The sequence below is a fragment of the Achromobacter sp. HZ01 genome (genome assembly GCF_003267925.1).
Lineage (GTDB): Bacteria > Pseudomonadota > Gammaproteobacteria > Burkholderiales > Burkholderiaceae_B > Achromobacter > Achromobacter pulmonis_A.
In genome coordinates, this window is record NZ_LWKV01000002.1 from 1,149,024 (window position 1) to 1,175,963 (window position 26,940).

Annotated in this window: 26 protein-coding genes; 12 read left to right on the forward strand and 14 right to left on the reverse strand. The window is 69.0% G+C overall.

The genetic code is table 11. From position 1 onward, the window contains the following. Positions 1 to 1,311 carry a DUF3300 domain-containing protein gene (locus A6B37_RS14310; RefSeq protein WP_246842493.1) on the reverse strand — a complete coding sequence of 437 codons (1,311 nt, stop codon included), beginning with the start codon at positions 1,309 to 1,311 and terminating at the stop codon, positions 1 to 3. Positions 1,312 to 1,547: 236 nt separating this feature from the next. Between A6B37_RS14310 and A6B37_RS14315 the strand changes: the two genes are divergently transcribed. Beyond that, a complete protein-coding gene (locus tag A6B37_RS14315) occupies positions 1,548 to 1,985 on the forward strand; it encodes a universal stress protein (protein ID WP_102773170.1) in 438 nt (145 codons plus the stop codon). A gap of 3 nt (positions 1,986 to 1,988) precedes the next feature. Here A6B37_RS14315 and A6B37_RS14320 read toward each other — a convergent pair whose 3' ends face one another. From A6B37_RS14320 to A6B37_RS14335, 4 genes are all read right to left on the reverse strand, one after another. Further along, entirely contained in the window at positions 1,989 to 2,999 is a 1,011-nt protein-coding gene (locus A6B37_RS14320) for a 2Fe-2S iron-sulfur cluster-binding protein (protein WP_111826123.1), read from the reverse strand. A 12-nt stretch (positions 3,000 to 3,011) separates the two neighbouring features. Continuing rightward, entirely contained in the window at positions 3,012 to 3,491 is a 480-nt protein-coding gene (locus A6B37_RS14325; protein ID WP_102773168.1) for a heme-binding protein, read from the reverse strand. A 47-nt stretch (positions 3,492 to 3,538) separates the two neighbouring features. After that, the gene (locus tag A6B37_RS14330) at positions 3,539 to 4,999 is read right to left on the reverse strand and encodes an aldehyde dehydrogenase family protein (protein ID WP_111826124.1); all 1,461 of its coding nucleotides are present in this window, start codon (positions 4,997 to 4,999) and stop codon (positions 3,539 to 3,541) included. 122 nt (positions 5,000 to 5,121) lie between these two features. Then, complete coding sequence (locus tag A6B37_RS14335; RefSeq protein ID WP_102773166.1) at positions 5,122 to 6,654, reverse strand: hypothetical protein; 1,533 nt, start codon at positions 6,652 to 6,654, stop codon at positions 5,122 to 5,124. Between the two features lie 227 nt (positions 6,655 to 6,881). Here A6B37_RS14335 and A6B37_RS14340 point away from each other — a divergent pair, with 227 nt between their 5' ends. Together A6B37_RS14340 and A6B37_RS14345 are read left to right on the forward strand one after the other, a co-directional pair. Next, entirely contained in the window at positions 6,882 to 7,625 is a 744-nt protein-coding gene (locus A6B37_RS14340; RefSeq protein WP_102773165.1) for a sulfite exporter TauE/SafE family protein, read from the forward strand. A gap of 67 nt (positions 7,626 to 7,692) precedes the next feature. Continuing rightward, the gene (locus tag A6B37_RS14345; protein WP_102773164.1) at positions 7,693 to 8,394 is read left to right on the forward strand and encodes a GntR family transcriptional regulator; all 702 of its coding nucleotides are present in this window, start codon (positions 7,693 to 7,695) and stop codon (positions 8,392 to 8,394) included. Between the two features lie 20 nt (positions 8,395 to 8,414). Here the strand turns inward: A6B37_RS14345 and A6B37_RS14350 are convergent, their stop codons facing one another. From A6B37_RS14350 to A6B37_RS14365, 4 genes are all read right to left on the reverse strand, one after another. After that, positions 8,415 to 8,765, reverse strand: a complete 351-nt coding sequence (locus A6B37_RS14350; RefSeq protein WP_111826125.1) for a 2Fe-2S iron-sulfur cluster-binding protein — start codon at positions 8,763 to 8,765, stop codon at positions 8,415 to 8,417. Then, positions 8,762 to 9,088 (reverse strand): ferredoxin, encoded by a 327-nt coding sequence (locus A6B37_RS14355; RefSeq protein WP_111826126.1) that lies wholly within the window; start codon positions 9,086 to 9,088, stop codon positions 8,762 to 8,764. Before A6B37_RS14355 ends, A6B37_RS14350 begins: the two co-directional genes overlap by 4 nt. Positions 9,089 to 9,093: 5 nt before the next feature. Continuing rightward, a complete protein-coding gene (locus tag A6B37_RS14360; protein WP_102773161.1) occupies positions 9,094 to 9,393 on the reverse strand; it encodes a 2Fe-2S iron-sulfur cluster-binding protein in 300 nt (99 codons plus the stop codon). A gap of 67 nt (positions 9,394 to 9,460) precedes the next feature. After that, entirely contained in the window at positions 9,461 to 10,192 is a 732-nt protein-coding gene (locus A6B37_RS14365) for an iron-containing redox enzyme family protein (protein WP_102773160.1), read from the reverse strand. A gap of 226 nt (positions 10,193 to 10,418) precedes the next feature. On the opposite strand from A6B37_RS14365, the gene A6B37_RS14370 reads away from it, so the two are divergent. The 6 genes from A6B37_RS14370 to A6B37_RS14395 all read left to right on the forward strand — a co-directional run bounded on the left by A6B37_RS14370 (position 10,419) and on the right by A6B37_RS14395 (position 17,360). Further along, complete coding sequence (locus tag A6B37_RS14370) at positions 10,419 to 10,640, forward strand: hypothetical protein (protein WP_102773159.1); 222 nt, start codon at positions 10,419 to 10,421, stop codon at positions 10,638 to 10,640. A 190-nt stretch (positions 10,641 to 10,830) separates the two neighbouring features. Next, positions 10,831 to 12,066, forward strand: a complete 1,236-nt coding sequence (locus A6B37_RS14375) for a molybdopterin-dependent oxidoreductase (protein ID WP_111826127.1) — start codon at positions 10,831 to 10,833, stop codon at positions 12,064 to 12,066. A gap of 10 nt (positions 12,067 to 12,076) precedes the next feature. After that, positions 12,077 to 12,406, forward strand: coding sequence for a sulfite:cytochrome C oxidoreductase subunit B (locus A6B37_RS14380; protein WP_102773157.1), 330 nt, complete (start codon positions 12,077 to 12,079; stop codon positions 12,404 to 12,406). Positions 12,407 to 12,506: 100 nt separating this feature from the next. Next, a complete protein-coding gene (locus A6B37_RS14385) occupies positions 12,507 to 14,192 on the forward strand; it encodes an MFS transporter (protein ID WP_102773156.1) in 1,686 nt (561 codons plus the stop codon). A 7-nt stretch (positions 14,193 to 14,199) separates the two neighbouring features. Next, a complete protein-coding gene (locus A6B37_RS14390) occupies positions 14,200 to 15,624 on the forward strand; it encodes an MFS transporter (protein WP_102773155.1) in 1,425 nt (474 codons plus the stop codon). 131 nt (positions 15,625 to 15,755) lie between these two features. Then, positions 15,756 to 17,360, forward strand: coding sequence for a methyl-accepting chemotaxis protein (locus A6B37_RS14395; protein ID WP_111826128.1), 1,605 nt, complete (start codon positions 15,756 to 15,758; stop codon positions 17,358 to 17,360). On the opposite strand, the gene hutI is transcribed toward A6B37_RS14395, so the two are convergent. From hutI to hutC, 3 genes are all read right to left on the reverse strand, one after another. Beyond that, positions 17,339 to 18,565: an imidazolonepropionase gene (gene hutI, locus A6B37_RS14400; RefSeq protein ID WP_111826129.1), complete on the reverse strand. Its 1,227-nt coding sequence runs from the start codon at positions 18,563 to 18,565 to the stop codon at positions 17,339 to 17,341. The genes A6B37_RS14395 and hutI overlap by 22 nt on opposite strands. A 14-nt stretch (positions 18,566 to 18,579) precedes the next feature. Further along, positions 18,580 to 20,121: a histidine ammonia-lyase gene (gene hutH, locus A6B37_RS14405; RefSeq protein WP_102773152.1), complete on the reverse strand. Its 1,542-nt coding sequence runs from the start codon at positions 20,119 to 20,121 to the stop codon at positions 18,580 to 18,582. A gap of 234 nt (positions 20,122 to 20,355) precedes the next feature. Continuing rightward, positions 20,356 to 21,099, reverse strand: a complete 744-nt coding sequence (gene hutC, locus A6B37_RS14410) for a histidine utilization repressor (protein ID WP_281492765.1) — start codon at positions 21,097 to 21,099, stop codon at positions 20,356 to 20,358. A gap of 127 nt (positions 21,100 to 21,226) precedes the next feature. Here hutC and A6B37_RS14415 point away from each other — a divergent pair, with 127 nt between their 5' ends. The 3 genes from A6B37_RS14415 (at position 21,227) to A6B37_RS14425 (ending at position 24,746) form a co-directional block, all read left to right on the forward strand. Continuing rightward, on the forward strand, positions 21,227 to 21,517 hold the full coding sequence (locus A6B37_RS14415) for a metal/formaldehyde-sensitive transcriptional repressor (protein WP_102773151.1): 291 nt from the start codon (positions 21,227 to 21,229) through the stop codon (positions 21,515 to 21,517). 27 nt (positions 21,518 to 21,544) lie between these two features. Continuing rightward, positions 21,545 to 22,654, forward strand: a complete 1,110-nt coding sequence (locus A6B37_RS14420) for an S-(hydroxymethyl)glutathione dehydrogenase/class III alcohol dehydrogenase (RefSeq protein WP_102773150.1) — start codon at positions 21,545 to 21,547, stop codon at positions 22,652 to 22,654. Positions 22,655 to 22,805: 151 nt separating this feature from the next. Beyond that, positions 22,806 to 24,746 (forward strand): 5'-nucleotidase C-terminal domain-containing protein, encoded by a 1,941-nt coding sequence (locus A6B37_RS14425; protein WP_111826130.1) that lies wholly within the window; start codon positions 22,806 to 22,808, stop codon positions 24,744 to 24,746. Between the two features lie 6 nt (positions 24,747 to 24,752). Here A6B37_RS14425 and A6B37_RS14430 read toward each other — a convergent pair whose 3' ends face one another. Both A6B37_RS14430 and A6B37_RS14435 read right to left on the reverse strand, forming a co-directional pair. Beyond that, positions 24,753 to 25,895, reverse strand: coding sequence for a glycosyltransferase (locus A6B37_RS14430; protein WP_102773148.1), 1,143 nt, complete (start codon positions 25,893 to 25,895; stop codon positions 24,753 to 24,755). Beyond that, positions 25,892 to 26,896: a hypothetical protein gene (locus A6B37_RS14435; RefSeq protein ID WP_102773147.1), complete on the reverse strand. Its 1,005-nt coding sequence runs from the start codon at positions 26,894 to 26,896 to the stop codon at positions 25,892 to 25,894. Before A6B37_RS14435 ends, A6B37_RS14430 begins: the two co-directional genes overlap by 4 nt. Positions 26,897 to 26,940: the final 44 nt, after the last annotated feature.

Below are 26,940 nucleotides of genomic sequence, written 5' to 3' on the forward strand. Positions count from 1 at the left end.
TTACCTCCGGCCGCCGAAATGTCCGCCACCGCCGCGTCCGCCGCCCATGTGGCCGCCGCCGCCCATATGCCCGCCGCCGCGCTGGATGCCTGCGCCGCCGTGGCTCATCTCGCCGCGATGGCTTTGCTGGCGCATGCGTTCGCCGTTGCCGGCGTCGCTAAGCGCATTGGCGCTATTGGAGGCGCGGCTGCGGTTGCGCGCCGCGGACTCGTCGGCGCGCTGGCGCTGCGCGGCGGCCTGCCGGTCCTGCGTGGACACGCTGGAGGCCCGGTTGTGCTGGGCCGGCGCGGCCTGGTGCCCCGCCCCGCGGCTGCCGCCGCCCTGGGCGCGCGCGCCGCCCGGCTGGGCGTGCCCGGCGATGGGCTGGCCGGTGCGGCCTTCGAAGGACTGCGCCGCGCGCTCGCGGGCGGCGTCGCGCGAACCGGGCGCCGGCGTCCGGGCAGCCTGGCCCTGGCGCGCCTGCGGGCGGTTCTGCAGGCCGGCCTGGCGCTGGCCGTCGAAGCGCTGGCGGCTGGCGGCGTCGGCGTACGGCGCGCTGCCGCGGTTGGCCGGATTGTGCTGCCAGGTGGCCCTGTTGTTGTTGAAGTTGCTGCGGTCGATGCGCTGGTTGACGTTGATGTTGTTGTAGCGGTTGATGTCGATATCGACGTCGTTGTGGCCCCAGTCGAAGCCGCCCCACATCGAGTTGACGGCGGCCACGCCCAGACCGAAGCTGAGCCCGGCCACCAGCGAGGTGGCGAACACCGACCCCGGCGGCGGCGGATAGTAGTAGGGAGGATAGGAGGGATAGGCCCAGGTGCCGTAGACCACGCTGGGGTTGTAGCTGGGCACGTAGACCACCTGCGGGTCGGCCGGCTCGATCACCACCACCGTCTTGTCATTGGTGGTGCTGGAAGTGACCTTCTGCTGCGGCGTGCTCTTGAGGTTGCCGGCCTTTTGGGCCTGCACGCGCAGGCGCTGGACGGAATCCATGACCGCGTCCGGCTGCGCCAGGAAGGCGTCGCCCACGGATTTCACCCAATCCGGCTGCCGGCCCATCATGTCCATGACCGAGGGAAACGCCACCAGCGATTTGACGCTGGGGTCCCAGGCCTCGCCCTCGACCGCCTTGACGGCCTGGTCGCCGGATTCGGAAGTGTGCGCGGCCGACCATTTGGCGGCCGCCGCCACGTCGTCGGGATAGGTGGCGCCCATGAGTATCTGGGACAGCAGCGAATCCGGGTACAGCGCGACCGGCGCCATGAGCTGGTCCAGTTGCGCGTTGTCCAGCTTGGTCTGCGCCACGGCGGGCAGGCAGGCCGCCAGTCCCATGCACAGCCAGCCGATGAACCATTGTTGCAATCGACGCATTTTCCGTTCTCCGTGAATCGCAAAGCATGACGCCACAAGCCAGGAGGGAACTGCCGGATATCGCGCTGACAATATATGCTCAACCGCGGCGCAGGGGAAGTCCGCCGCCTCGTCCTTAGGCGGGACTGGCCGCCCGTCCCCGGCGCGCCTATACTGGTTGCGCGGCTGTTCAGTCCCTTTCCTGAAGGAGAGGCAACATGTACAAGCACTTGCTCATCGCCGTGGACGGCTCGCTGCTGTCCGAATCGGCATTCAAGCGCGCTCTTGTTTTCGCCAAGGAAATGGGAGCCACGATCACGCTCATCCGCTCCATCCCGGAAGACCATCTGCTGATCTACCAGGCTGAGATGCTGGGCACCACGCAGAACCAGCACACCGACCAGGCGCGCAAGAACGCGCAGGCCTATCTGGACGGGCTGGAAACCGAAGCCCGCCACGCGCTGGTGCCCTGCAACGCCATCGTCACGGTCAACGACCACCCGCACCAGGCGATCGTCGAGACCGCGCAAAGCCAGGGCTGCGACCTCATCATCATGGGTTCGCACGGCCGCCACGGAATGACCGGCTTTCTGCTGGGCAGCGAAACCCAGCGCGTGCTGGCGCATACGCGGCTGCCGGTGCTGGTGTATCGGTAGCGTTTATCCCGCCGCCGCCAAGGCGTGCTGGAAGGTGAAGCTGTCGGCATACATATGATCGAGGCTGGCGCCGCGCGTGGCCAGCAGCTGCTTGGCCTGCTGGATCATTTCCGGCGCGCCGCACAGATAGATCGCGTGTTCCGACAGGTCGTCATGCTCCTCCACGACGGCCTCCTGCACGTGGCCGCGCCGTCCCTGCCAGCCGGCCCCGGCGCGCGAGAGCACCGGCACGAAATTGAACTCGTACAGGCGCGCGGCCCAGCTTTCGATCTGCTCGCGCAGATAGAGATCGGCCTCGGTGCGCATGCCCCAGTACAGCGTGACGGGCGGGCAGTCGGGGTTGTCCAGCAGCGACTCCAGGATGGCCTTGATCGGCGCGATGCCGGTGCCGGTGGCCATCATGATGAGCGGCCGCCAGTCTTCCTCGTGATAGCTGAACACGCCCAGCGGCGCCTCGATCTCGACGCGGGCGCCGGCCTGCGCCTGGCCCAGCCAATGGTCGGTGTAGCGCCCGCCCGGAATGCGGCGCACGTGGAAATCGACCAGGTTGCCCGAGGGCGCGGAAGCCATGGAGAAGCTGCGCGTCTCGCCGTCGGGCAGCAGCACGTTCATGTACTGCCCCGGCACGTACTCCAGCCCGTCTTGCGGCAGCGCCAGCGTCAGGTGGATGACGTCGTCGCAGTAGCGTTCCAGGCGGTGGATGGTGGCCGGCAGGCGGCGCGGCTCGGGAAACGACTGCCGGCTGGCGGGCACGCTGATGCACAGGTCGCCCAGCGGCCGCGCCTGGCAGGCCAGGGCATAGCCCTCGGCCGCCTCTTCGGGCGTCAGCGCCATCGGGAATTCGTCGTATGAGACCGAGCCGGACTCGAGCCGGATGCGGCAGGTGCCGCAGCCGCCGAACGTGCATTCGTGCGGCAGCTTGACCGCCGAGCGCTCGGCGGCCTGCAGCACCGATTCGCCCTCTTCGACGTGGAACGCCTCGTCCGTTTCCAGGATGTGCACGCGATATGCCATGGCCGGCCTCGACTATTTCTTGATGTCCGCCTCGACCAGCACTTTCATGCCGCGCGGCTCCAGCAGCGCGGCCAGCGCCGCCAGCGCGGCCACGCCGGCCTTGGTGTCCTGCTCGCCGTTGCCGCCGCTCAGGCCGACCCCGCCGATCACCTCGTTATCCACCACGATGGGAAAGCCGCCGACGAACACCGCGAACTTGCCGTCGAAGCTCCACTGGATGCCGAAGGCCTCGTTGCCGGGCAGCGCCGGACCGTTGGGCGGCGTATTGAAAAGGTGCGTGGAGCGCTTGTGGCCGGCGGCGGTGAAGGCCTTGTTCCAGGCGATCTGCGGGCCGGTGATGCGGGCGCCGTCCATGCGCTCCAGCGCGATGGGATAGCCGCCGTCGTCGACGATGCAGATGGTTTCCAGCACGCCGATCTCTTCCGATTTGGCGATGGCGGCGCGCACCATGACGCGCGCTTCTTCCAGTTCCAGGCGATAGACCTGCTTCATGGCGATATCCTTTTTTCCGGTTGCGTATGGGGAAAGGGAGCGCGGCCTCAGCCGGCGCGATAGACGGTCTTGATCTGCGTGTAGAACTCCAGCCCCGCGCGTCCCGATTCGCGGAAGGTCGAGGTGCTGGAATGCTTGAGCCCGCCGAACGGCGCGTTGATCAGGTTGCCGGTGGTGGTCCGGTTGATCTTCACGGTGCCGGCCTGGATGTCGCGGGCGAAGCGGTGCGCGTAGCGGGCGTCGGTGGTGGCGATGGCCGCGGCCAGGCCGTATTCGGTGTCGTTGGCCTTGGCGATGGCGTCTTCATAGCCGTCGACTTCGATCAGCGCAATCACCGGGCCGAAGATTTCCTCGCGCGCGATGCGCATCTGCTGCGTGACCCCGGTGAACAGCGCCGGCGACACGAAATAGCCGCGGTCGAAGCCCTCGCCAGTCAGGCGCTCGCCGCCGTACAGGTGGGTGGCTTCCTGCTTGCCCAGCGCCACGTAGCCCAGCACGTTGTCGAGCTGCCTGGAGGTGGCCAGCGGGCCCAGGTCGAAATTGCCGTCCATGCCGTTGCCGATGGTCAGCGCCTTCATCCGGGCCAGCAGGCGCTCGGTGAATTCCTGGCGCACGCGCTTGTCCACCAGCACCCGGCTGGTGCCGGTGCAGGCCTGGCCGCTGAGCGAAAAACCGCCCTTGACCGCCAGTTCCACGGCCCGGTCCAGGTCGGCGTCGGCCAGCACGATCAGCGGATTCTTGCCGCCCAGTTCCATCTGGGTGCGCGTGGTCAGGCCGGCCATGCGATGGATCTGCTCGCCCGCGGCGGTCGAGCCGGTGAACGAAATCGCGCGGACTTCGGGCGCGGCGGTGATGGCCTCGCCCACGGCGGCGGCCGGACCGGTCAGGAAATTCAGCGCGCCGGCCGGCAGCCCGGCGTCGATCAGGGCCTCGGCCAGCCGGTAGCCGGACAGCGGCGCGTCCGACGAAGGCTTGAACACCACCGTGTTGCCGGCGATCAGCGCCGGGGCGATCTTGCGGGCCGGAATCGAGATCGGGAAATTCCACGGCGAGATCACCGTGACCACGCCCAGCGGCTCGCGCTGGCTGTAGACGACCATGTCCGGATCGTCGTTGGGATAGGTTTCGCCGGTGTAGGACTGGCCTTCCACGGCGTAGAAGCGGATGGTCTGCGCCGAACGCAGGACCTCGTCCTTGGCCAGGGACAGACTTTTGCCCTCTTCCCGCGTCAGTTCGCGGGCGATGTCGGCGGCGCGTTCTTCCAGCAGCTGGGCCGCCTTGGTCAGGATCGCGGCGCGCTTGGAGATCGGCGTATCGCGCCAGCCGGCGAACGCGGCCTGCGCCGCCTCCACGGCCCGGCGCGCGTCGGCCGCGTCCGAGACCTGGAAGCGGCCCACCACGTCGCCGGTGTCCGCCGGATTGATGTTGGGCGCCGTCTTGCCGCTGGCGCTGGGCGTCCAGCTGCCGCCGATGTGGTTCAGGAAAGTTTGCTGCGAGAGATCATCCACGGGAGCGCTTCCTCAAGACTGTGCCGGGGAGCCGCCGGGCGGCGGCGGGTCGGCTTTCTGAACATTGTATACTTTAATCTATATGGGGCGATACGTGAAAACCCCTGGTCGCCCCGCGCGGATCAGCGCCAGATCAGCACCGCGCAGATCGTCGAGGTGAACAACGCCAGCAACACCGGCAACAGCAGCGCGCGCACCAGCGACAGCACATTGACCCGCGCGAAGCCCGCCACCGCGATCAGCGACGACCAGGCGATCAGCGTGCCGCCCCCGGTCCAGACCGCGCCCATCTGCCCCACCGCGGCCAGCGTGGCGGGGTCCACCCCCACCACCGGGCCCAGGGCGCCGGACAGCGTGCCGGTCAGCGGCAGGCCGGCGAAGCCCGAGCCGTCGATGCCGGTGATCATGCCCACCAGCAGCACGCCGAAGGCCACCAGGAAATGGTTTTCCGGAATCAGGTGCTGGCCGGCGGAAATCACCTCGAACAGCAGCCCCGGCGCCTGGGCCTGGGGCACGCCCAGGATCTGCGCGGCGGTCTCGTTGGCGCCCACGAAGAAGAACCCCGCGATCGGCAGCACCGAGCCCATGGCCTTGAAGGCGAACACGAAGCCGTCGGTGACGTGCTCCGGACAGACGTCCAGCATCCGGCGCGGGCCTTCGGCCGCCAGCGTGACCAGCATCATCACGACCACGGCCACCCCGCCCACCAGGGCCGCCGCATCGCCGCCGCGCAGCGCCGGCAAGGACGGAAACAGGCGCGGCAGCACCATCACGGCGATCACGCCCAGGAACGCCAGCGGCGTGACCACCGCGAAGGTCTTGGACCAGCGCACCCGGCGGCGCTCTTCGTCGCTAAGGGCCGGTCCGCGCGGCAGGGCCGGGTCGGCGCCCATGGTGCCGCGCGCCAGCTCTGCCTTGTCGAACGAGCCCGAGTGCTCGATCTCCGCCAGGCTGCCGTCCTGCGCGCGCGCCTGCCAGGCCGTCAGCAGCGCGGCGTCGGCGGGAACGATGTGCTTGCGCACCAGCAGATAGGCGGCGGTCAGCGCCACCGCGCCGGTGATCAGCGACAGCACCAGCGCGCGGTCGGCCACCACGGCGGCGCTGACCGCCGCGCCGGCGGCCTTGGCGCTGATGCTGGGCGCCACCCCGATCACGTAGTCCGACGACAGGGCCATGCCCTGCCCGGCGATGGCGATGGCCATGGCGCCGGCCAGCGGCGGCAGGCCGGCGGCGATGGCCGCCGGCAGCAGGATGGCCGAGACCAGCGGCACCGCGGGCGTGGGCCAGAAGAACAGCGAGATCACATAAGTACAGAGCGCGATGATGAGGAAGGAGGAATGCCCGCCCCGCATCACGCGCCGGAACGGCTGCACCATGCGCACGTCGGCCTGCAGCGTCTTGAGCGCGTTAAGCAGCGCCGTCATGAAGGTGATCACCAGGAAAATATTGAACAGCTCCTTGGCGGCCACGAAGCTGGCCGAGAAGATGCCTATCAGTGCGCTGACCGGGCTGCCGGTGATGGCGAGCACGACCAGAAAAGTACCGATGACCGAGGGCACCACCACATTGGCCCGCAGGATCATCGTCAGGATGATGGCGGCCACGCTGAATAGGTACATCCAATGAGCGGCATTGAGCGCGACGTCCGGTTGCATTGCTTTTCCCCTTGTATGCATGACTGTCGGTTGAGCAGCAACGGTATACTATATTTCGCCTTGATCTATATCAATCAAAATATGTAGGACCTGGGAAAAGCGATAATTCTTAAAAATCGTTGAATATCAAGCAAAAACCAAGGGATTACCCTGGATTTACGCCCTGGACGGAAAATTCCGCCGAATCACAGATAGACTATCGTATACATAAATACCCCATCCCCGGCATGAGCCCCTCCCTGCCCTATCCCGACCTTCTGCAGTACGCCACCATGGCCGTCGTCGTATTCGGCGCCGCGATCGCGCAGGGCGTGGGCGGCGTGGGCTTCGCCATGTTCGCCGCCCCCGTGGCGGCCATGTTCTTCCCCCAGCTCGCCCCCGGTCCGCTGCTGACCCTGGGCGGCTTCATCTCGCTGCTGACCGCGCTGCGCGAACGCGCGGCCATCGACTGGCCCTCGGTTTCCTATGCCCTGGCCGGGCGGGCGGTGGGCACGCTGATCGCCGTCTACGCCATGACGCGCTTCGCCCCGCAGGCGCTGGGGGTGCTGTTCGCCGTGCTGATCCTGGCCGCCGTGGCGCTCAGCGCGGCCGGCCTGCGCTTCAGCGCGACCCCGCGGCGCGTCTCCGGCGCGGGCGTCGCCTCGGGGCTGATGGGCACCATGACCTCGGTCGGCGCGCCGCCGCTGGCCATCGTCATGCAGCACGCGGCGCCGCCGCGCCTGCGCGCCACGCTGGGCATGGTGCTGTTCCTGGGATCGCTGTTTTCGCTGGCCATGCTGGCGCTGGCCAAGCGCTATACGGGTTACCACGCCGGGCTGGCGCTCAGCCTGGCGCCGTTTCTGCTGGCCGGGTTTGCGGTCTCCAACCGGCTGCGTAACCGGCTGCCGCCGCGCGCGGTGCGCGGCGTGCTGCTGGCGGTGTGCGCCATCGGCGCGCTGGGGGTGCTGGTAAAGGCCTTCTGGGGCGGCTGAGGGCCTGTCGCCCGTCACGTCCGGTAATACAATGGAGACTGTATCCATTACGCAAAACCTGCTCGCCATGACCACTACTCCCGCCACGCAGCATTCCGCTTCGCTGAAGATCGGCGAGCAGCACCCGCAATTGTTCGCCGTCATCCGCGACAAACTGCGCGAACGCATCCTGAGCGGCGAATTCACGCCGGGCGACCGCCTGGTCGAAGGACGCCTGTCCGAGGAAATGGGCGTTTCGCGCATCCCGGTGCGCGAGGCGCTGCGCGCGCTGGCCGCCGAAGGCCTGGTCACCATCGAACCGCGCCGCGGCGCGTCCGTGTCGGTGCTGTCCGACGCCGTCGCCTACGACATGGTGGAAGTGCGCGCCACGCTGGAAGGGCTGAACGCCAAGCTGGCGGCCCAGCGCCGCGACGAAAAAACCGTCGAGCGCCTGCAGGCCTTTCTGCGCGAAGGCACCGAGGCCGCGCGCAGCGAGCAGCTGGACAAGTTCCTGGCGCTGAATTCGCAGTTCCACGAAATGCTGGCCACCATCGGCGGCAACGTGGTGCTGACCGACCTGATGCGCTCGCTGCGCGACCGCACGGCGCTGCTGTTCGCGCCCAGCAACATGCTGCGCGCCAAGCAGAACTGGGACGAGCACTCGCAGATCCTGAACGCCGTCATCGCCGGCAACGGGGACCTGGCCGCCCTGCTGGCCAGCCAGCACGTGCACAACGCCGCCCGCGCCTACACCGAAGCGCAGCAGGCCCAGCACGCCTCGGTGGCGTAGGCCGGGCCTCGGGGGGTCGTTCAGGCCTGCGCCTGCACCGGGGCGGCGGGCGCGCCCACCACCACGCCCTTGCCGTTCTGGATCACCCAGGACACCTTGATGTCGCCGTTGACGAAGGTCTGGCAGGCCATGCGGTAGCCGGCCTCGAAATCCTCCGGCCGCAGGTGCTTGCGCTCCTTGGGCTTGATGGCGTCGGTATTTTCCAGGCCCTCTTCGATCCGGCACTTGCAGGTGCCGCACAGCCCGCCCCCGCACTTGAACGGGATGCCGCCTTTTTCCTTGAGCGACACCCGCAGCAGGTTGCTGTTCTCGGGCGCCGTGGCGACCTTGCCGCCATTGGAAATGAATGTGATCTGGACCATGGGTGTCATTGCTCCGCAGGGACGGCGCCGCTGCGCAGCGTCAGGGTCGATTGCATGCTGCCGAAGCGCGTGAGGTGCGACAGCTCCTTGCGCGCCGCTTCCACCGACGCAAATTTTTCGAGGAACTTGGAAGGCACGCGGTTGACCACGTACGGCGGGGTCTCTTCGGTCACGGTCAGCCGGGTCTCGCCGCGCAGCCGCGCGATGCGGTACTCGGCCAGCGCGCGGCCGTAGAACCGGTAGTCGTAGGTTTCGATGATCTCCACGTCCTCGCCGGCCTCGGTGCGGAACACGCCGGGCTTGGAGGTCAGGATGACATATGCCGGTTCCATCGCCGCTACGCCTCCACGTCCTGGGTCAGCTCGATGTCGCTGTTGAGCCAGAGCTGGCAGGCCAGCCGGTAGCCCTGCTCGACGCGCTCGCCGAGCTGCTTTTTTTCCTTCCAGTTCACCGGCGGCAGCTGCTCGGCCCCGGCCAGCACGCGGCAGGCGCACTTGGCGCACTTGCCCATGCCGCATTCGTAGCGCAGATGCGGATACGGAAACTGCTTGATGCCGGCCCGCACCACCAGGTTGGTGTTTTCCTTCACCACCTCGGTGTAGGTCTGGCCGCCTTTATGAAACACGACTGTAGGCATGGTGCTCTGATCCCCTGCGCTCTTCTCTCGCCGTTCGGCGCGAAGCCGGACGGCCTGCGTTGCTGTCTCAGGCGGCCAGGCCCAGTTCGGGCAGGGCGATGTCGTTCTGCACGTAGTCCGTGTAGAGCGCCGTGGTGTAGAGCAGCCGCATCTGCGCGCCGATCTCGCAGATCTTCAGGCAGCGCTGCTGCAGCTCCACCGTGTTGGCGTGCTCCAGCACGATCTGGTAGCCGCGCTCGCCGTGGATTTCGTCGGACACGATGTGCAGGTCGAAGAACTCCACTTCCTCGTCGGTGAAGCCGTATTTCTCGCGCAGCGTCGGCGTCTGCTTGCGGTAGATGGAGGGCACCTGCGATTCGAGGCCGACCACCAGCCCGGCCACCGCCACGATGGGGTCTTCGCGCATGGCCACGGCGTAGCACCAGCTTTGCAGCGCGCGGGTGGTGGGCGACATGTTGTCGGGGTCGACCACGCGCTCGCGGGTGGTGCCGCAGGCTTCGGCGAAACGGATCAGCAGGTCCGTGTGGCGGTCTCCGCCGATTTCCTCTTCATACATATTGGCCAGCAGGAAGTCCTTGGCCTCGGTGTACGAGTCCGGCGTGCGCGCGTACAGATAGCCCAGGTAGTCGGCGAACGGCCCCACGTAGTGGTAGTGGTTCTCGGCCCAGCGCTGCAGATGCTGGCGGCTGAGCTTGCCCTCGGCCCAGGCGATAGAAAACGGCGAGGCGTTGGCGCTCTTGCCCTTGATCGCGTTTTCCAACGCGGTGCGGAATTCATCTCGGTTCATCAGTTCAGCCATGGCGCGCTCCAAGGTCCAGTAGGGAGGATTCCAGGCCGGTCTGGCCTGGGCATGATGAACATTGTATACCGTCTACTATTTTGAGGGCCTAGGGCAATCCCGAGGTCCATCAGGGATAAACAGGGACAGTCTTATTTAAATCAAGCACTTGGACGCTTGGCGGGGCTGGCGCATCGGGGTCGATGCTGGTACACTGAATACACTTTCAATGCAATACGGAAATACCATGAACACCCGCCATCCTCTGGGAGACGCCCCCATCGGCCAGCAGCTGCTGAGCCACTACGCCCGCCGCGACGCCGTGCGCCATGCCACGCCCCTGTTGCCCTCGTCCTGGGCCGAATGCTTCGCGCCGTTTCGCAACGCCCGCCTGCAGCCGCTGCGCGAAACCGCAAGCCGGCGCGACGGTTCCGCCCGCGGCGACGCGACGGTCTGCCAGGCCGGCTGATCCGTCTTCCCGCAGCCCACGCACAGAGCCCCCTTGCTGGGGGCTTTTTGTTTGGCGGGCCGTCCGAGCGGAAATCCCGGATTTTGAAACGGGCGATGCAACAATTAACGCACTTGTCAGCCCGCCGGGCGTAGTCTCATCCCTGTACGCCGCCGCGCAGGGCGTCCAATAAGAAAGAGGAGACCAGAAGATGAGCACATTCGATCCGAATGCGCGCCGGCGCTTTCTGCGCCAGGCCTGTACTTTGGGCGCCAGCAGCACGCTGGCCGGCCATACGCTGACCAGTCTGGCGGCGCCCGCCACCGTCACGCTGCCCTTCGCCAACGGCGAGCGCGACTTGATCGCCTACCCGCAAAAGCGCCCCCTGATCCGCCAGACCTCGCGTCCGCCGCAACTGGAAACGCCGTTCTCCGTCTTCGACGAGAACCTCCTCACGCCCAACGATGCGTTCTTCGTGCGCTACCACCTGGGCAACATCCCGACCACGATCGACCTGAACACCTACCGCATCAAGGTCAGCGGGCTGGTGGACAAGCCGCTGGAGCTGTCGCTGTCCGACCTGAAGCAGCACTTCGGCAAGCCGGTGGAGCTGGTGGCCGTGACCCAGTGCTCGGGCAACAGCCGCGGCTTTTTCTCGCCGCGGGTCGGCGGCGGGCAGTCGGGCAACGGCGCCATGGGCAACGCCCGCTGGCTGGGCATCCCGCTCAAGCGCGTGCTCGAAAAAGCCGGCATCCGCGCCGAAGCGCGCCAGGTCACGTTCGAGGGCATGGACCGCCCGGTGCTGCCCGGCACGCCGGAATTCGTGAAGGCGCTGGACACCGCCCATGCGATGGACGGCGAGGTCATGCTGGCCTACTCCATGAATGGCGCCGACCTGCCCATGCTCAACGGCTACCCGGTGCGGCTGGTGGTGCCGGGGTATTACGGCACCTACTGGGTCAAGCACCTGGCCGACATCAAGGTGCTGGACAAAGAGTTCGACGGCTTCTGGATGCAGAAGGCCTACCGCATTCCCGACAACGATTGCGCCTGCACGCCGCCGGGCAAGGCGCCGGAGAAAACGCGTCCCATCGGCCGCTACAACGTGCGCAGCTTCATCACCAGCCTGTCCGAAGGCGCGCGCGTCGCCCGCGGCAAGCGCGTGCAGGTGCGCGGCATCGCCTTCGACGGCGGCAAAGGCATCCGCGAGGTGCAGTTCTCGTCCGACGGCGGCAAGACCTGGCGCGCCGCCACGCTGGGCAAGGACCTGGGCCGCTATTCGTTCCGCGAATGGCATGCCGACTTCACGCCCGAGGCCGCCGGCGACTACGAGCTGAAGGTGCGCGCCACCAACATGGCCGGCGACACGCAGCCGCTGGAGGCGCTGTGGAACCCGGCCGGCTACATGCGCAACGTGGTCGAAACCGTACGCGTCACCGCCGCCTGAGGAGCCCGCCATGATCCGCCAATTCCGTCGTTGCGCGCCGGCGCTTGCGCTGGCCGCCGCCTGCCTGGCCCCTGCCGCCCAGGCCCTGGAAATCAAGCTGCCCCAGGAAACCGCCAAGCTGCATCCCGGCACCGGCGCCGGCGCCCAGGCCGCGTCGCTGTGCCTGATGTGCCATTCCGTGGACTACGTGTCGTCGCAGCCGCCCATGCCGCTGGGCTTCTGGGAGGCCGAGGTCAAGAAGATGGTGGGCACCTACGGCGCCCCGATACCGCCCGACCAGGTGCCGTTGATCGTGGAGTACCTGAACCAGGCTTATCCGCCCGCGGCGGCCAAACCTTGAGGGACGGGCGGGCCGGCCCACCTGCCATCCGCTTCGGCGTACCATTACCCGACCCGGACCGCTCGCCGGGGCGCCCTGAAGGCGCCCCGCCCCCATTCCCATGCTGCAACCCGTTTCAGCCACGAACGATCTGCCCGCTGACGCGCCGCCCGCGCCCGTACTGAAAGTCAGCACGCTTTCCCCCTTCGCCTTTCCGGCGTTCCGCATCATCTGGATCGCCAACCTCTTCGCCAACCTGGGCACCTGGGCGCAGTCCGTCGCCGCGGCCTGGATCATCACCACCGAGCAGAGCAGCCCGCTGATGGTGGCGATGATCCAGGTGGCCGCCGCCTTTCCGCTGGTGGCGCTGTCCATCGTGACCGGCGTGCTGGCCGACAACTACGACCGGCGCAAGGTCATGCTGGCCGGCATGCTGCTGGAGCTGGCCGGCGGCGTGTTCATCACCGTGCTGGCCTTCGCCGGGCTGCTGCATCCCATCACCCTGATCGCGTCGGTCTTCTGCATCGCCATCGGCAGCGCCATCATCACGCCTGCCTGGCAGGCCGCCGTGGGCGAACAGGTGCCGCGCGCCCACGTCGGCAGCGCCGTGCTGCTCAACAGCGTCAACTTCAACGTGGCGCGCGCGGTCGGACCCGCCGTCGGCGGGCTGCTGCTGGGCGCGCTGGGCGCGCCCTGGGTGTTCCTGCTGAACTGCTTCTGTTTCGGCGGGCTGATCTGGGCGATCTGGCGCTGGAAGCGCGACCTGCCCGAACGCCGGCTGCCGCCCGAGGGCATCTTCGAAGGCGTGGTGGCGGCGCTGCGCTATACCCAGCACTCCACCGTGACCCGGGTGGTGATGCTGCGCTCGTTCGCGTTCGGCCTGTCGGCCAGCGCGCTGTGGGCGCTGCTGCCGCTGCTGGCGCACGAACACGAGGGCGGCAGCGCGCTGCTGTACGGCTACATGCTGGGCGCGCTGGGGCTGGGCGCCATTCTCGGCAGCGCCGTGGTGCGGCGCATCCAGGCGGCCTGGGGCGCCAGCGGCCTGGTCAGCGTCGCCGCCGGGCTGCTGGCCGCCTGCCTGCTGGCGCTGGGGCTGGCCGATACGCTGTGGATCGCGTTTCCGGCCCTGCTGCTGTCGGGCAGCTGCTGGATCGGCGTGCTGGCCACCTACAACACCACCGTGCAGATGCTGGTGCCCGACTGGGTCAAGGCGCGCGCGCTGGCGCTGTACCAGACGGCCATCTTCGGCGGGCTGGCCGCGGGCTCGTTCATGTGGGGCCACTTCGCCGAGACCATGGGCGTCTCGGGCGCGCTGGCGGCCGCCGGCATCATGCTGGGCATCACCGTGGCGCTGCTGTACCGGTCGCGCCTGCCCGAGCAGGTCGACGCCCAGACGCTGGTGCGCGCTGACAATACCGAGCCGGCGCTGGCCGCGGCCGGCTTCAACACCCAGCACGGCGCCGTGCTGGTCACGGTTGAATACCAGATCCCGCGCGAGCGGCTGTCGGAGCTGATCCAGGCCGCGCGCCCCTTGCGCCTCATGCGGCTGCGCAACGGCGCGCAGCAATGGCAGCTGTTTCGCGACCTGGAGCGCGACGGCGTCTGGCGCGAGGCGTTCCTGGTGGAAAGCTGGATGCAGTACCTGCGCATGACCGACCGCATGACGCTGGCCGACAAGATGGTGCTGGACAAGGTGCGCGCGCTGCACGCCGGCGACAAGCCGCCGGTGGTGTCGCGCAGCATCAGCTATCTGGCCATGAACGAGGCGCAGGGCTTCTCGCTGCGCCGCGACCCCGAATCCCTGTAGCCGGCACATGCTCACCTTCTCCCGCAACACCGTCTATCCCGCCGGCGTCGGCCTGCCTGCCTCGGAGCGCCTGGGCGCGCTGCTGGCCGTCATGCTGGCGCTGTGCATGACCAGCCTGGACACCGTCATCTCCAACACCGCGCTGCCCACCATCGCCCGCGACCTGGGCGCCAGCGACGCGGCCTCCATCTGGGTGGTCAGCGGCTATCAGCTGGCCATGGTGGCGGGCCTGCTGCCCGCCGCGGCGCTGGGCGAGATCCTGGGCCACCGCCGCGTCTTCATGGTGGGCCTGGCGGTCTACACGCTGACCGCGCTGACCAGCGGGCTGGCGCCGTCGCTGCCGGCCCTGGTGGCCTCGCGCGTGCTGCAGGGCCTGGGCGCGGCCGGCGTGATGAGCGTCAATGGCGCGCTGCTGCGCTTCATCTATCCCTCGCACCTGCTGGGCCGCGGCCTGGGCCTGAACGCCATGGTGGTGGGCCTGTCCTTCGCGGCCGGCCCCACGGTGGCCTCGGCCATCCTGCTGCTGGGCTCCTGGCACTGGCTGTTCCTGATCAGCGTGCCCGTCGGCATCCTGTGCACGGTGCTGGGCCTGCGCGGCCTGCCGGGCACCACCCGCGCGCGCCACGGCTTCGACGGCCTGGCCGCGCTCTTGTGCGCGCTGACGCTCGGCCTGTTCGTGCTGGGCGTCAATGAACTGGCGCAAGGCGCAGCGCCCGCGCGGGTGGCGCTGGAATGGGGCGTCTCGGCCGCCAGCCTGGCCCTGCTGATGTGGCGGCAGGCGGGCCACCCCGCCCCCATCCTGGCCGTGGACCTGCTGCGCCGGCCGCTGTTCGCGCTGTCGGCCGCCACCGCCGTCTGCGCCTTCGCGGCCCAGGCGCTGGCCTTCGTGTCCCTGCCCTTCCTGCTGCAGACCACGCTGGGCTACACCCAGGTGGAGACGGGTTTCCTGATCACGCCCTGGCCGGTGGTGGTGGCCCTGATGGCGCCCATCGCGGGGCGGCTGTCCGACCGCTATCCCGCCGGCGTGCTGGGCGGCGTGGGGCTGGCGCTGATGGCGCCGGGCCTGGCGCTGCTGGCCCTGATGCCGCCCGACCCGCCAGTGTGGGACATCGCCTGGCGCATGGCCTTGTGCGGCGCCGGATTCGGCTTCTTCCAGTCGCCCAACCTGCGCGCCATCATGATGTCGGCGCCGGCGTCGCGGGCCGGCGGCGCCAGCGGCATGATCGGCACCGTGCGCCTGCTGGGCCAGGCCTCGGGCGCGGCGCTGGTGGCGGCCTGTTTCAATATCTCGGGCGCGCGGGGCGCGGTCATCGCGCTCTGGCTGGGCGCCTTGTGCGCCGCGCTGGCCAGCATCGCCAGCTTCTCGCGGCTGCGGTTCAGCGCGCCGGACCTCGATGCCGAATCCGCGCCAAAACACGCTAACTCGCAATAATGTTTCGCGATCTTGCTGCTATTTGCGCATTAAATCGACACATACGTAAATTATGAAACAGCGCCTAAATATCTGATGACGCCTTGCCGTTGCCGGGTCAGCAGCCTCCTTGCCGTACCTGGGAACGACACATGAAAAGGTTTCTGAGAGATATCACGATCCGCCGCATGATCCTGAGCGCCCTGCTCGCGATCAGCGTCCTGCTCGCCGGCCTGTCGGCCATCAGCATCAACGGACTGCGCCACGCCGGACAGGCGCTGGGCGCCAGCAACGCGCTCCTGCAGGAAGTCACGGCGCTGTCCCGCATCAACGACCGCATCGCGGCCGCGCGGCTGGGCCTGGCCCATCAGCTGCAGGACCTGGGCGAAGGCGGGTCCGCCCACGCCGACGAAGACGCGCGCCTGGTCGACGCCGCGCTCGGCGAAGCCGGCAGGCAGCAGGCGGCGTTCATGGATCAGGCCAGGACAGACACGCCCGCCGCCCTGCTGACCGCGCTGCAAGCCGGCTACGAAGCCGTGGTCGGCCGCGCCCTCGCCGCACAACGCCAGCAGCTGGCCGCCGGCGACGTCGCGCAGGCCCGCCGCCAGGCCGACGGCGACGTGGCCGCGGCCAGCCGGGCCTATGCCGAGAGCATCAAAACCTATGGCGCCTACGCCAGGGAGCACGAGGCGCAACTGCTGCAGGAAGCCGCGGCCAGGCGCCAGATGGCCTATACCGGCATGGGCGCGGTGCTGGGCGTCTGTCTGCTGCTGCTCGTGCTCGGCGACCGTTATGTGGTGGCCTTCGTCAAGCGGCCGCTGGAAGACATCCGGGCGCACTTCCGCCGCATCGCCGACGGCGACCTGACCGCCCCCATACCGCTGTTCGGCGGCAATTGCGTGGGCCAGATCATTCCGTACATCCGCGACATGCAGGACAGCCTGGCGCGCACCGTGCGCGCGGTCCGCGACGGCGTGGTCGAAATCAATACGGGCTCCAGCGAAATCGCCGCCGGCAACCAGCACCTGTCCAGCCGCACCGAACAGCAGGCGGCCTCGCTGGAGCAGACCGCCGCCAGCATGGAGCAGCTGCTGTCCACCGTCACCAGCAACGCCGACAACGCGCAGCAGGCCAACCGCATGGCCGCCGAGGCCAGCGCGGTGGTCGGGCGCGGCGCGGAGGCGGTGCGGCAGGCGGTGGCGACCATGCGCGAGATCTCCCAGGACGCCGGGCGCATCGAGGACATCGTCGGCGTCATCGACGGCATCGCGTTCCAGACCAACATCCTGGCGCTGAACGCGGCGGTGGAGGCGGCGCGCGCGGGCGCGGAGGGCAAGGGCTTCGCGGTGGTCGCGGCCGAAGTCCGCTCGCTGGCGCAGCGCAGCGCGGGCGCGGCCAAGGAAATCAAGCAGCTGCTCGACGCCTCCGGCGCCACGGTGCAGGCCGGCTCGGCCCAGGTGGAAACGGCGGGCCGCACGATGGAAGACATCCTGCGGACCATCGAACGCCTGACCGTGCTGGTCAGCGACATCGCCGGCGCCTCGCATGAACAGGCGGCCGGCATCGGCCAGGTGAACACGGCGCTGACGCAGATGGACCACGTGACGCAGCAGAACGCGGCGCTGGTCGAACAGGCGGCCGCCGCCGCAGCCTCGCTGGAGGCCCAGGCGCAACGCCTGCAAAGCGCGGTAAGCGCGTTCCGGCTGCCCGTGCAGGTCCCGGCCGCCGGCCAGGCCTACGCCGCGCTGGCGGCCTGAGCCACGTCCACCTCGCGGGCGTGGCGGACGATGCGCTTGGGCAGGTCGCCGCCGATCCAGTAGGCCAGCTCGGCCGGATGCGACACCTCCCAGGCGACGAAGTCCGCCATCTTGCCGGCCTGGAGCGCGCCATGCGTGTCCTGCAGGCCCAGCGCCCTGGCGGCGTGCACGGTGGCGCCGGCCAGCGCCTCCTCGGGCGTCAGGCGGAACAGGGTGCAGGCCATGCTCAGCATCAGCCGCAGCGACAGCGCGGGCGAGGTGCCGGGGTTCAGGTCGCTGGAGATCGCGATGGGTACGCCGTGGCGGCGCAGCAGATCGACCGGCGGCGCCCGCGTTTCGCGCAGCGCATAGAACGCGCCGGGCAGCAGCACCGCCACGGTGCCGGCCTGCGCCATCGCCAGCACGTCGCTCTCGGTCAGGTATTCCAGATGGTCGGCCGACAACGCGCCATAGCGCGCCGCCAGTGCGGCGCCATGCAGCGACGACAGCTGCTCGGCATGCAGCTTGACCGGCAGGCCATGGTCGCGCGCGGCCCGGAACACCCGTTCGACCTGCGCCGGCGAAAAAGCCAGGTGCTCGCAGAACGCGTCCACCGCGTCGGCCAGCCCTTCGGCCGCCAGCGCCGGCAGCATGCGGCGCGACACCTCGTCGATGTAATCGTCGGCGCGCCCGGCGTATTCGGGCGGCAGCGCATGCGCGGCCAGCAGCGTGGCGCGCACGGTGAGCGGCAGGGCCTGCCCCAGGCGCCGCGCGACCCTGAGCATCTTGCGCTCGTTGGGCAGGTCCAGCCCGTATCCCGATTTGATTTCCAGCGTGGTCACGCCGTCGCGCAGCAGCTGCAGCGCGCGCCGGCGCGCGCCGGCATACAGTTCGTCCTCGCTGGCCGCGCGCGTGGCGCGCACGGTGCTGGCGATGCCGCCGCCCTGCGCGGCGATGCTGGCGTAGTCCACGCCCTGCAGGCGCTGCTCGAATTCGCGGCTGCGGTCGCCGCCGAACACCAGATGCGTATGGCAGTCGATCAGCCCGGGCGTGACCCAGGCGCCGCGCAGATCGTGGACCGCGGCGCCTTCGGCCGGCGGCAGCGCGGCCTCGGGGCCGATCCATTCGATGCGTTCGCCGCGGGTCACGATGGCGGCGCGCTCGATCGCGCAATAGCTGCCGTCCGCCATCGTCGCCGCGTGGCAGTTGCGCCAGACCTGTCTCATCGCGTCCTCCTCTTTCATGCCTGCGCGCATACGCTGGGCAGCAGCCCGGCCGGCATCAGCGCCGTCAGGCCGCGCGCCGCGATGAGTTCGCTGGCCGCGGCGATGTCGGGCGCGAAAAAGCGGTCGCGCTCGTAGTGGGCGACGCGCCCGCGCAGCAAGGCGCGGGCCTGCTCCAGCCGTGGCGACGTCTTCAGGCCCGCGCGGAAATCCAGGCCCTGGCAGGCGCCCAGCCATTCGATCGCCAGGATGTCGCGCACGTTTTCGGCCATGGGCCACAGGCGCTTGCCGGCGTTGGGCGCCATCGAGACATGGTCCTCCTGGTTGGCGGAGGTGGGCAGGCTGTCGACGCTGGCCGGATGCGCCAATGCCTTGTTGTCGCTGGCCAGCGCGGCCGCCGTCACCTGGGCGATCATGAAGCCCGAATTGACGCCGCCATTGCTCACCAGAAAAGGCGGCAGCTGCGACATGTGCATGTCCATCATCAGCGAAATGCGGCGCTCCGACAGCGCGCCGATCTCGGCCAGCGCCAGCGCCAGGTTGTCGGCCGCCAGCGCCACCGGCTCGGCGTGAAAATTGCCGCCCGATATCACCTCGTCGTCTTGCGCGAACACCAGCGGGTTGTCCGACACCGCGTTGGCTTCTATCTCCAGCACCTGCGCCACCTGCCGTATCTGCGTCAGGCAGGCGCCCATGACCTGCGGCTGGCAGCGCAGCGAATAAGGGTCCTGCACCTTGCCGCAATTGGCGTGCGAATGGCCGACCTCGCTGTCCTCGGTCAGCAGCTCGCGGTAGACGGCGGCCACGTCGATCTGGCCGGGCTGGCCGCGCGCGTCGTGGATGCGGGCGTCGAACGGCGCGCGCGAGCCCAGCATGGCCTCCACGCTGAGGCTGCCGCAAACCAGCGCCGCGGCGAGCAGGTCTTCGGCCTCGAACAGGCCGCGCAAGGCGTACGCCGTCGACACCTGCGTGCCGTTGAGCAGCGCCAGCCCCTCCTTGGCCGCCAGCGTCAGGGGCTCCAGCCCGGCGCGGGCCAGGGCCTGGCGCGCCGGCAGCCACGCGCCGTCGCAACGCGCCTTGCTCTCGCCCAGCAGCAGCAGCGACATATGCGCCAGCGGCGCCAGGTCGCCCGAGGCGCCCACCGAGCCCTTGAGCGGAATATGCGGATAGACGCCGGCGTTGACCAGCGCGATCAGATGGTCGATCACCTTGCGCCGGATGCCGGAATAGCCCCGCGCCAGGCTGTTGATCTTCAGCACCATGATGAGCCGCACCATGGCGTCGTCCAGCGCCTCGCCCACGCCGGCCGCATGCGACAGCACCAGCGAACGCTGCAAGGCCTCCAGGTCGTGGGGCGCGATGCGGGTGCTGGCCAGCAGGCCGAAACCGGTGTTGATGCCGTAGGCCGTGCGCCCCTGCGCCACGATGCGCTCGACGCAGGCGACGCTGGCCTCGATGGGCGCGTCGGCCTCGGGATGCAGCGCCACGCGCACCGGCTCCTGGTAGACGCGCCGCAGATCCGCAAGCGTCAGGCAGCCGGGGGGGATTTGCAGGTCCATGCATGAACTCCTGGCGTCGTGGGGATGACTATGATTGTATATACAAGCTGGATGGATGTCGTGGTGCGCTGCAAGATGGGTTACGCGCGTTCGACAGTCGCGTTCTTGTGATGATGGCGGCGCGCTGCACCCATCCTACGGGATATGACGAATGCCGTAGGATGGGTGCAGCGCGAGCGTCCTTGAGCAAGAACTCAAATATCCAGCGCGCGTAACCCATCTGCCCCCAAACACTCAGGTCGTGAACTTCCCTTCCAGCCGATGGCGCGACCCCGGATGGATCAGCCGCGCCAGGGTCACGGGGCGCTCGCCCGACCAGGTGCGGCGGCGGATCAGCAGGCAGGGTTCGCCGCGCTCGATCTGCAGCAGCTGGCATTCGCGCGGCCGCGCCAGGATGGCCTCGACGATGTGCTCGCCTTCGGTCAGCGGCGCCACGCGGGTCAGGTATTCATAGGGCGTGCTCTGCGTGAAATCCTGCTGCAGGTAGCCGGGCGCGAGCTTGACGCTGACGTAGCGGTCCTCCAGCTGGATCGGCAGGTCGTCCTCGTAGTGCACGATGATGGAATGGAACACCGGCTGTCCCGGACGGATGTCCAGCGCCAGCGCCTGCTCGCCCTCGGCCGGCTCTTCGGCCAGGCGCAGCACCCGGCTGTGGTGCCGGTGGTTGCGGGCGGCGATCTCGTCGGCGATGTTGTTGACCGCGAACAGCGCCGAGCGCGCCTTCGGCTGGGCCACGAAAGTCCCCACGCCCTGCATGCGCACCAGCAGGCCTTCCGCGGTCAGTTCGCGCAGCGCCCGGTTGATGGTCATGCGGCTGTAGCCCAGTTCGTCCACCAGCTCGGCCTCCGACGGCACGCGGTGATGGGGCGGCCATGCGCCGCTGCGGATCTGCTGCGCGATCATCTGCTTGACCTGGGCGTAGAGCGGCGCGGGCGGGGCGTCGGCCTGCGCCGGCAGGCTGGGGGGAGGGGAGGCCAAGAGTCGTCCTGTGCGGTTGTTCTGCGGATGGGAATAAAGTATAGACAGGTATAGATGAAATGCCGCCTGCCTGGACGCCGGCGCGCGCCTTGCGTATACTCCCCCCCTGTATTCATCGGAGCCCGCCGTGCCCCATTCCCCGGAAGAAAAGAAACGCGTCGTGACCCGCCTGCGCCGTATCCAGGGGCAGGCGCTGGCGCTCGAGCGCGCCGTCAACGAAGGCACGGAATGCGGCGCGCTGCTGCAGCAGCTGGCCGCCCTGCGCGGCGCCGCCACCGGCCTGATGGCCGAGGTGCTGGAGAGCCACCTCCGGGAAACCTTCCTGCAGTCCGCCCAGGGCGGCCCGCGCCAGGCCCAGGCCGAACCCGAAGCGGAGATCGACCTGTTGATGCGGCTCGTCCGTTCGTATTTGAAATAACGCCGCCAGGCACTCGTGGAGCAAACTATGAAATCACGCGCAGCAGTCGCATTCGGACCCGGCAAGCCGCTGGAAATCGTTGAAATCGACGTCGCGCCCCCGCAGCGCGGCGAGGTGCTGGTGCAGATCACCCACACCGGCGTCTGCCATACCGACGCCTTCACGCTCAGCGGCGACGACCCCGAGGGCCTGTTTCCGGCGGTGTTGGGCCATGAAGGCGCCGGCGTCGTGGTCGAGGTGGGCGAAGGCGTCACCTCGCTCAAGCCCGGCGACCACGTCATCCCGCTCTACACGGCCGAATGCCGCGAGTGCAAGTTCTGCCTGTCGGGCAAGACCAATCTATGCCAGAAGGTGCGCGCCACCCAGGGCAAGGGCGTGATGCCCGACGGCACCTCGCGCTTCAGCTACGAAGGCAAGCCGCTGTACCACTACATGGGCTGCTCGACCTTCAGCGAATACACCGTGGTCAACGAGATCTCGCTGGCCAAGATCAACCCGGCCGCCCCGCACGAAAAGGTGTGCCTGCTGGGCTGCGGCGTCACCACCGGCCTGGGCGCCGTGCACAACACCGCCAAGGTCAAGGAAGGCGACACCGTGGCCGTGTTCGGCCTGGGCGGCATCGGCCTGGCCGTGATCCAGGGCGCGGTGCAGGCCAAGGCCGGGCGCATCATCGCCGTCGACACCAACCCGAACAAGTTCATCCTGGCCAGCGCCATGGGCGCGACCGACTGCGTCAACCCCAAGGACCACGACAAGCCGATCCAGGACGTCATCGTCGAGATGACCGACGGCGGCGTGGACTTCTCGTTCGAGTGCATCGGCAACGTGCAGGTCATGCGCGCCGCGCTCGAATGCTGCCACAAGGGCTGGGGCGAGAGCATCATCATCGGCGTGGCCGGCGCGGGCCAGGAGATCAGCACCCGCCCGTTCCAGCTGGTGACCGGCCGCGTCTGGCGCGGCTCGGCCTTCGGCGGCGTCAAGGGCCGCACGCAGCTGCCCGGCATGGTGGAAGACGCCATGAGCGGCAAGATCGACCTGGACCCGTTCGTCACCCACACGCTGCCGCTGGAGCGCATCAACGAGGCCTTCGACCTGATGCATGAAGGCAAGTCGATCCGCACGGTGATCCACTACTGATCCGCGTCCTTCCGCCGAACCCGGCGGCACCACGGGCCCGGCGCGCATCGCGCCGGGCCCGTGGCGTTTCATGACAGGCCTGTCATTCATTCCGGCGTCATCTTGAGCCGCGACCATGCGCCCTCCGACAACGACAGAGGGATGCACTCGAATGAGCACATGGAAGAGGAACGCCGGGGCCGTCATGCTGAGCGCGCTGACGCTGCTGGCCGGCTGCGGCGGCGACGACGATGACACCTCCGCGCCCGGGCAGCCCGCGCCGGAACAGCCCGCACCGGAACAGCCGGCCCCGGCCCGCCCGATGGAACTGACCATCCTGCACATCAACGACCATCACTCCACGCTGGACGGCAGGAACAAGACGCTCAAGCTCAAGGCGGCCGACGGCGCGCCGGTGTCGGTAAGCGCCGAGGCCGGCGGCTTCGCCCGCGTCACCGGCGCCATGAACGCGCTGGCCGCGCAGTCGGCCAACGTGCTCAAGCTGCACGCCGGCGACGCCACCACCGGCACCCTCTACTTCAACCGCGCCGGCGAGCCGGGCGAGGCCGACGCCGCGCTGATGAACACGGTGTGCTTCGATGCGATGAGCCTGGGCAACCACGAATTCGACAAGGGCGACGCCGGCCTGAAGCGCTTCGTCGAGCTGCTGCACGCGGGCGCCTGCCGGACGCCGGTATTGAGCGCCAACGTCACCTTCGGCGCGGACTCGCCGCTCAATCCCTCGCGCGCGCCCGGCATGGTGCAGCCTTCGGTCGTGCTGCAGCGCGACGGCCAGCCCATCGGGCTGGTCGGCCTGACCATCGCCAACAAGACCCAGCAATCCTCCAGCCCCGATCCCGGCACGCTGTTTTCCGACGAGACCGCCGCCGCGCAGCGGCAGATCGACGCCTTGCGCGCGCAGGGCGTGAACAAGATCGTGGTGCTCAGCCATATCGGCTACGCCTATGACCGGCAGGTCATCGCCCGCCTGAGCGGCGTGGACGTGGTGGTGGGCGGCGACTCCCACACCCTGCTGGGCCCCGACGCCATGGCCGATTACGGCGTGGGCTCGCCCGCCGGCGCCTACCCCACCGTGCTGCAGGACCGCGACGGCAAGCGCGTGTGCCTGGTACAGGCCTGGGAATACTCGCAGGTGGTCGGCGAACTGAAGGTGAGTTTCGACGCCGACGGCGACGTGACCGCCTGCGCCGGCACGCCGCACGTGCTGGTCGGCGGCGAGTTCAAGGTGGCGGGCGCGACGCCCGACGCCGCCGACGCGGCCGCCATCCAGGCGGACCTGCGGGCCAGCGGCTTCCTGCGCGTGCAGGAACCGGACGCGCAGGCCGCGGCCGTGCTGCAGCCCTTCAAGGCCAAGGTCGACGCCTTCAGCGCCAGCGTGGTCGCCGCGGTGCCGCAGGAGCTGTGCTCGCGCCGCGTGCCGGGCGGCCCGGGCTCGCGCGACTACAGCCGTTCCAGCGCCGCCTGCAACGCGCTGGGCAACGTCAGCCTGCGCGGCGGCGACATCCAGCAGCTGGTGGCGCAGGCCTACCTGGAAGTGGCCAACGCCGATTACGGCGGCGCCGACATTACGCTGCAAAGCGGCGGCGGCGTGCGCGTGCCGCTGCTGGGCAGCGTGACCGCGGCCAACGTGATCGAGGTGGTGCCGTTCGGCAATATGCTGTGGCGCCTGGACGTCACCGGCGCCGAGGTCAAGAGCATGCTGGAAGACGGCATGCAGGCGGTGTTCGGTCCGGGCGGAACGACCGGCCCGTATCCGTACGCGGGCGGCCTGCGCTGGGACGTGAACGCGGTCCAGGCCCAGGGCAACCGCGTGACCAACATCGAGGTGCTGGACCGGGCCAGCGGCAACTGGCTGCCGCTGGACGCCGGGCGCAGCTACAAGCTCTTCGTGCTGAGTTTCAACGCCACCGGCGGCGACGGCTACAAGACCCTGGCCGCCGTGCCCGCCGAGCGCCGCCAGGACATCGGCGTGCTCGACGCGGACGTGCTGCAGGCCTACATCGACCGCCAGGCCAAGGACCCCGTCAGCGGCCTGCCGGTGCTGAACCTGCTGCCGGCCGCGCTCTACAGCACCAAGACGTACAGCGAGTAGCGGTCCTCAGGACGGGCGCAGCCGGTAGGCCTGCTGCGTCCGTCCTTCGCGGTAGACGCTCTCGGTCTTGCCGACGAAGGCCGTCAGCGAAAACTCCTTCAAGGCGGTGCTGCGCGCCTCTTCGCCCATCCGGGCGAGCTGCTGCCGGTTCGCCAGGATCCTCGACAGGGCCTGGACCACGCTGGGCACGTCGGCCGGCGGCACCACCCAGCCGTCGCGGCCGTCGGTGACGTTCTCGGTCAGGCCGCCGACCTCGCTGACGATCACCGGCACGCCGGCGGCCATCATCTCGCGGCAGGCGAACGAAATCGTCTCCAGTCGCGACGACAGCACGAAGCCCACGTCCAGCGCCGACAGGAACGGGCGCACGTCGTCCAGCAGGCCGGTGAACACCACCTGCCCGGACATGCCCAGCTCCTCGACGCGCCGCATCTGCTCGGCTTCGGGCAGCTTGCCGGCGATCAGGATCGCCACCTGCTCGCGCTGCGCGGCCGGCAGCATGGAAACCGCGGTCACCATGTCCAGCCAGTTCTTGTAGGACGCGGTGCCGGCGTTGCTGCCTATCACCAGCCTGCCCTGCAGGCTGGCGGGCAGCAGGCTGTCGCGCGCCTGCGCCGCCTGGTTGCGCGTGGCGGGCCGGCACTTTTCGGTGTCGACGCCGTTGTGCACCACGCGCAGGTCCTCGTTGCGGAACACCGACTGCTTCATGCGCCGAAACGTATGGCTGCACACGCAGATCACGCGGTTGGTGCCCCACTTGGCGCGGATGCGCGCGCCCAGGCTGTTGGCGCTGCGGTCGTTGTGCTGCGTATAGACGATGAAGGGGCGGCGCGCGCCCATGCCCACGGTCGCCAGCATGCACAGCCGGTGGTCCGCCGACCCGTTGACGTGCACCACGTCGTAGCGCTCGTCGCGCAGCAGCGCGCGCAGGCGGCGCAGCGCGCCGAGTAGCGCCAGCGGCCGGCCCTTGAAATCCAGCGCGATGGCGCGCACGCCGGGCAGCGCGCCGGCCTCGGCCAACAGGCGGCTGCTGGCCGGCGCGGCCACGGCGACCTGGGACTTGTGGCACAGGATGCGCGCCAGCGACATCACGTAGGTCGTATGCCCGCCGCCGTCGCCCTGATGGAAGTTGGTGTAGAGAATCTTCATGGCTGCACGTCCATAAGGGGTTGCGTTTGCGCCGCCCGGGGCAGCAGGCAGCTCCAGTGGCGTTTCTCGAATATGTCCGCGCCCAGCCTGCTGGCGGGCGACAGGTTGTAGACCTTGATCCCGCGCGCGCCGAGCACGCCGGCGGCGCGCCGGAACGCGGGCTCGATGTGTCCGTCGAACTGGCGGTCCAGCGCGGTCGCCAGTTGCGTGGCGGCGCTTTCATAAAAGCGCGGGCCGGCCGCCGCCGTCAGGTCCAGTCCGTGCAGGTATATGGTTTTCGCGCCCAGCCACGCCAACAGCTGCAGCCCGGTGTAGGCCACGGTGCCGCCGCCGAACAGGCCGCGCGGCGGGTCCAGGCTGAATCCGTGCGCGTGCACCGGATGGCGGGCGTCGAACAGCAGCAGGCCGGCATCGCCGGCCAGCCCGGCCTCCAGGTCTTCGGGACGCGCCCGCGGCTGCATGGCGCGCTGGTGCACTTCCTCGAAAAGCGCGATACGGCAGCGCACGGTCGCCGGGTCGAACAGCAGCGCGATCCAGCGGTAGACCTCGGGCGTGACGAACAGCGTCAGGTCCTGCGCCAGCACCTGCGCCACCAGTTCGCGGCGGCGCCGCACGAAGCCCGCGTCCAGCATCGCGTAGTAATCGAAACGCAGTCCGGGCTGCCGCTGCCGCAGCGCGATCGAGCCGTTCACGCCCATGACCGCGCCCAGGCTGCAGCGCGCGTAATCGATGTCGGCCACCGAAGGACCGCTCAGAATCAGGTGCGCATCGCCGTCGATGGCGCGCGCCGCCTGCTCCAGCGGTATCGTGGCCGGGCCTCGCACGCCGCGCAGCCGGCAGCCGCTCAGCCTGCCGTCGGCCGCGCGCTGCACGGCCACGAAAGGCCATAGCGCGGCATTGTGCCGGCAGGCCCGGGGCTGCGTGCAGCGATACAGATAGCGCAAGCCCTTGGTGACCGGGCGCGAGCGCAAAAGGCGGGGAATGAACCCGGAACTACCCATGAAAAAATGTTGCGTGCATGCCGCAAGTAGCTTGACGAGTGGCG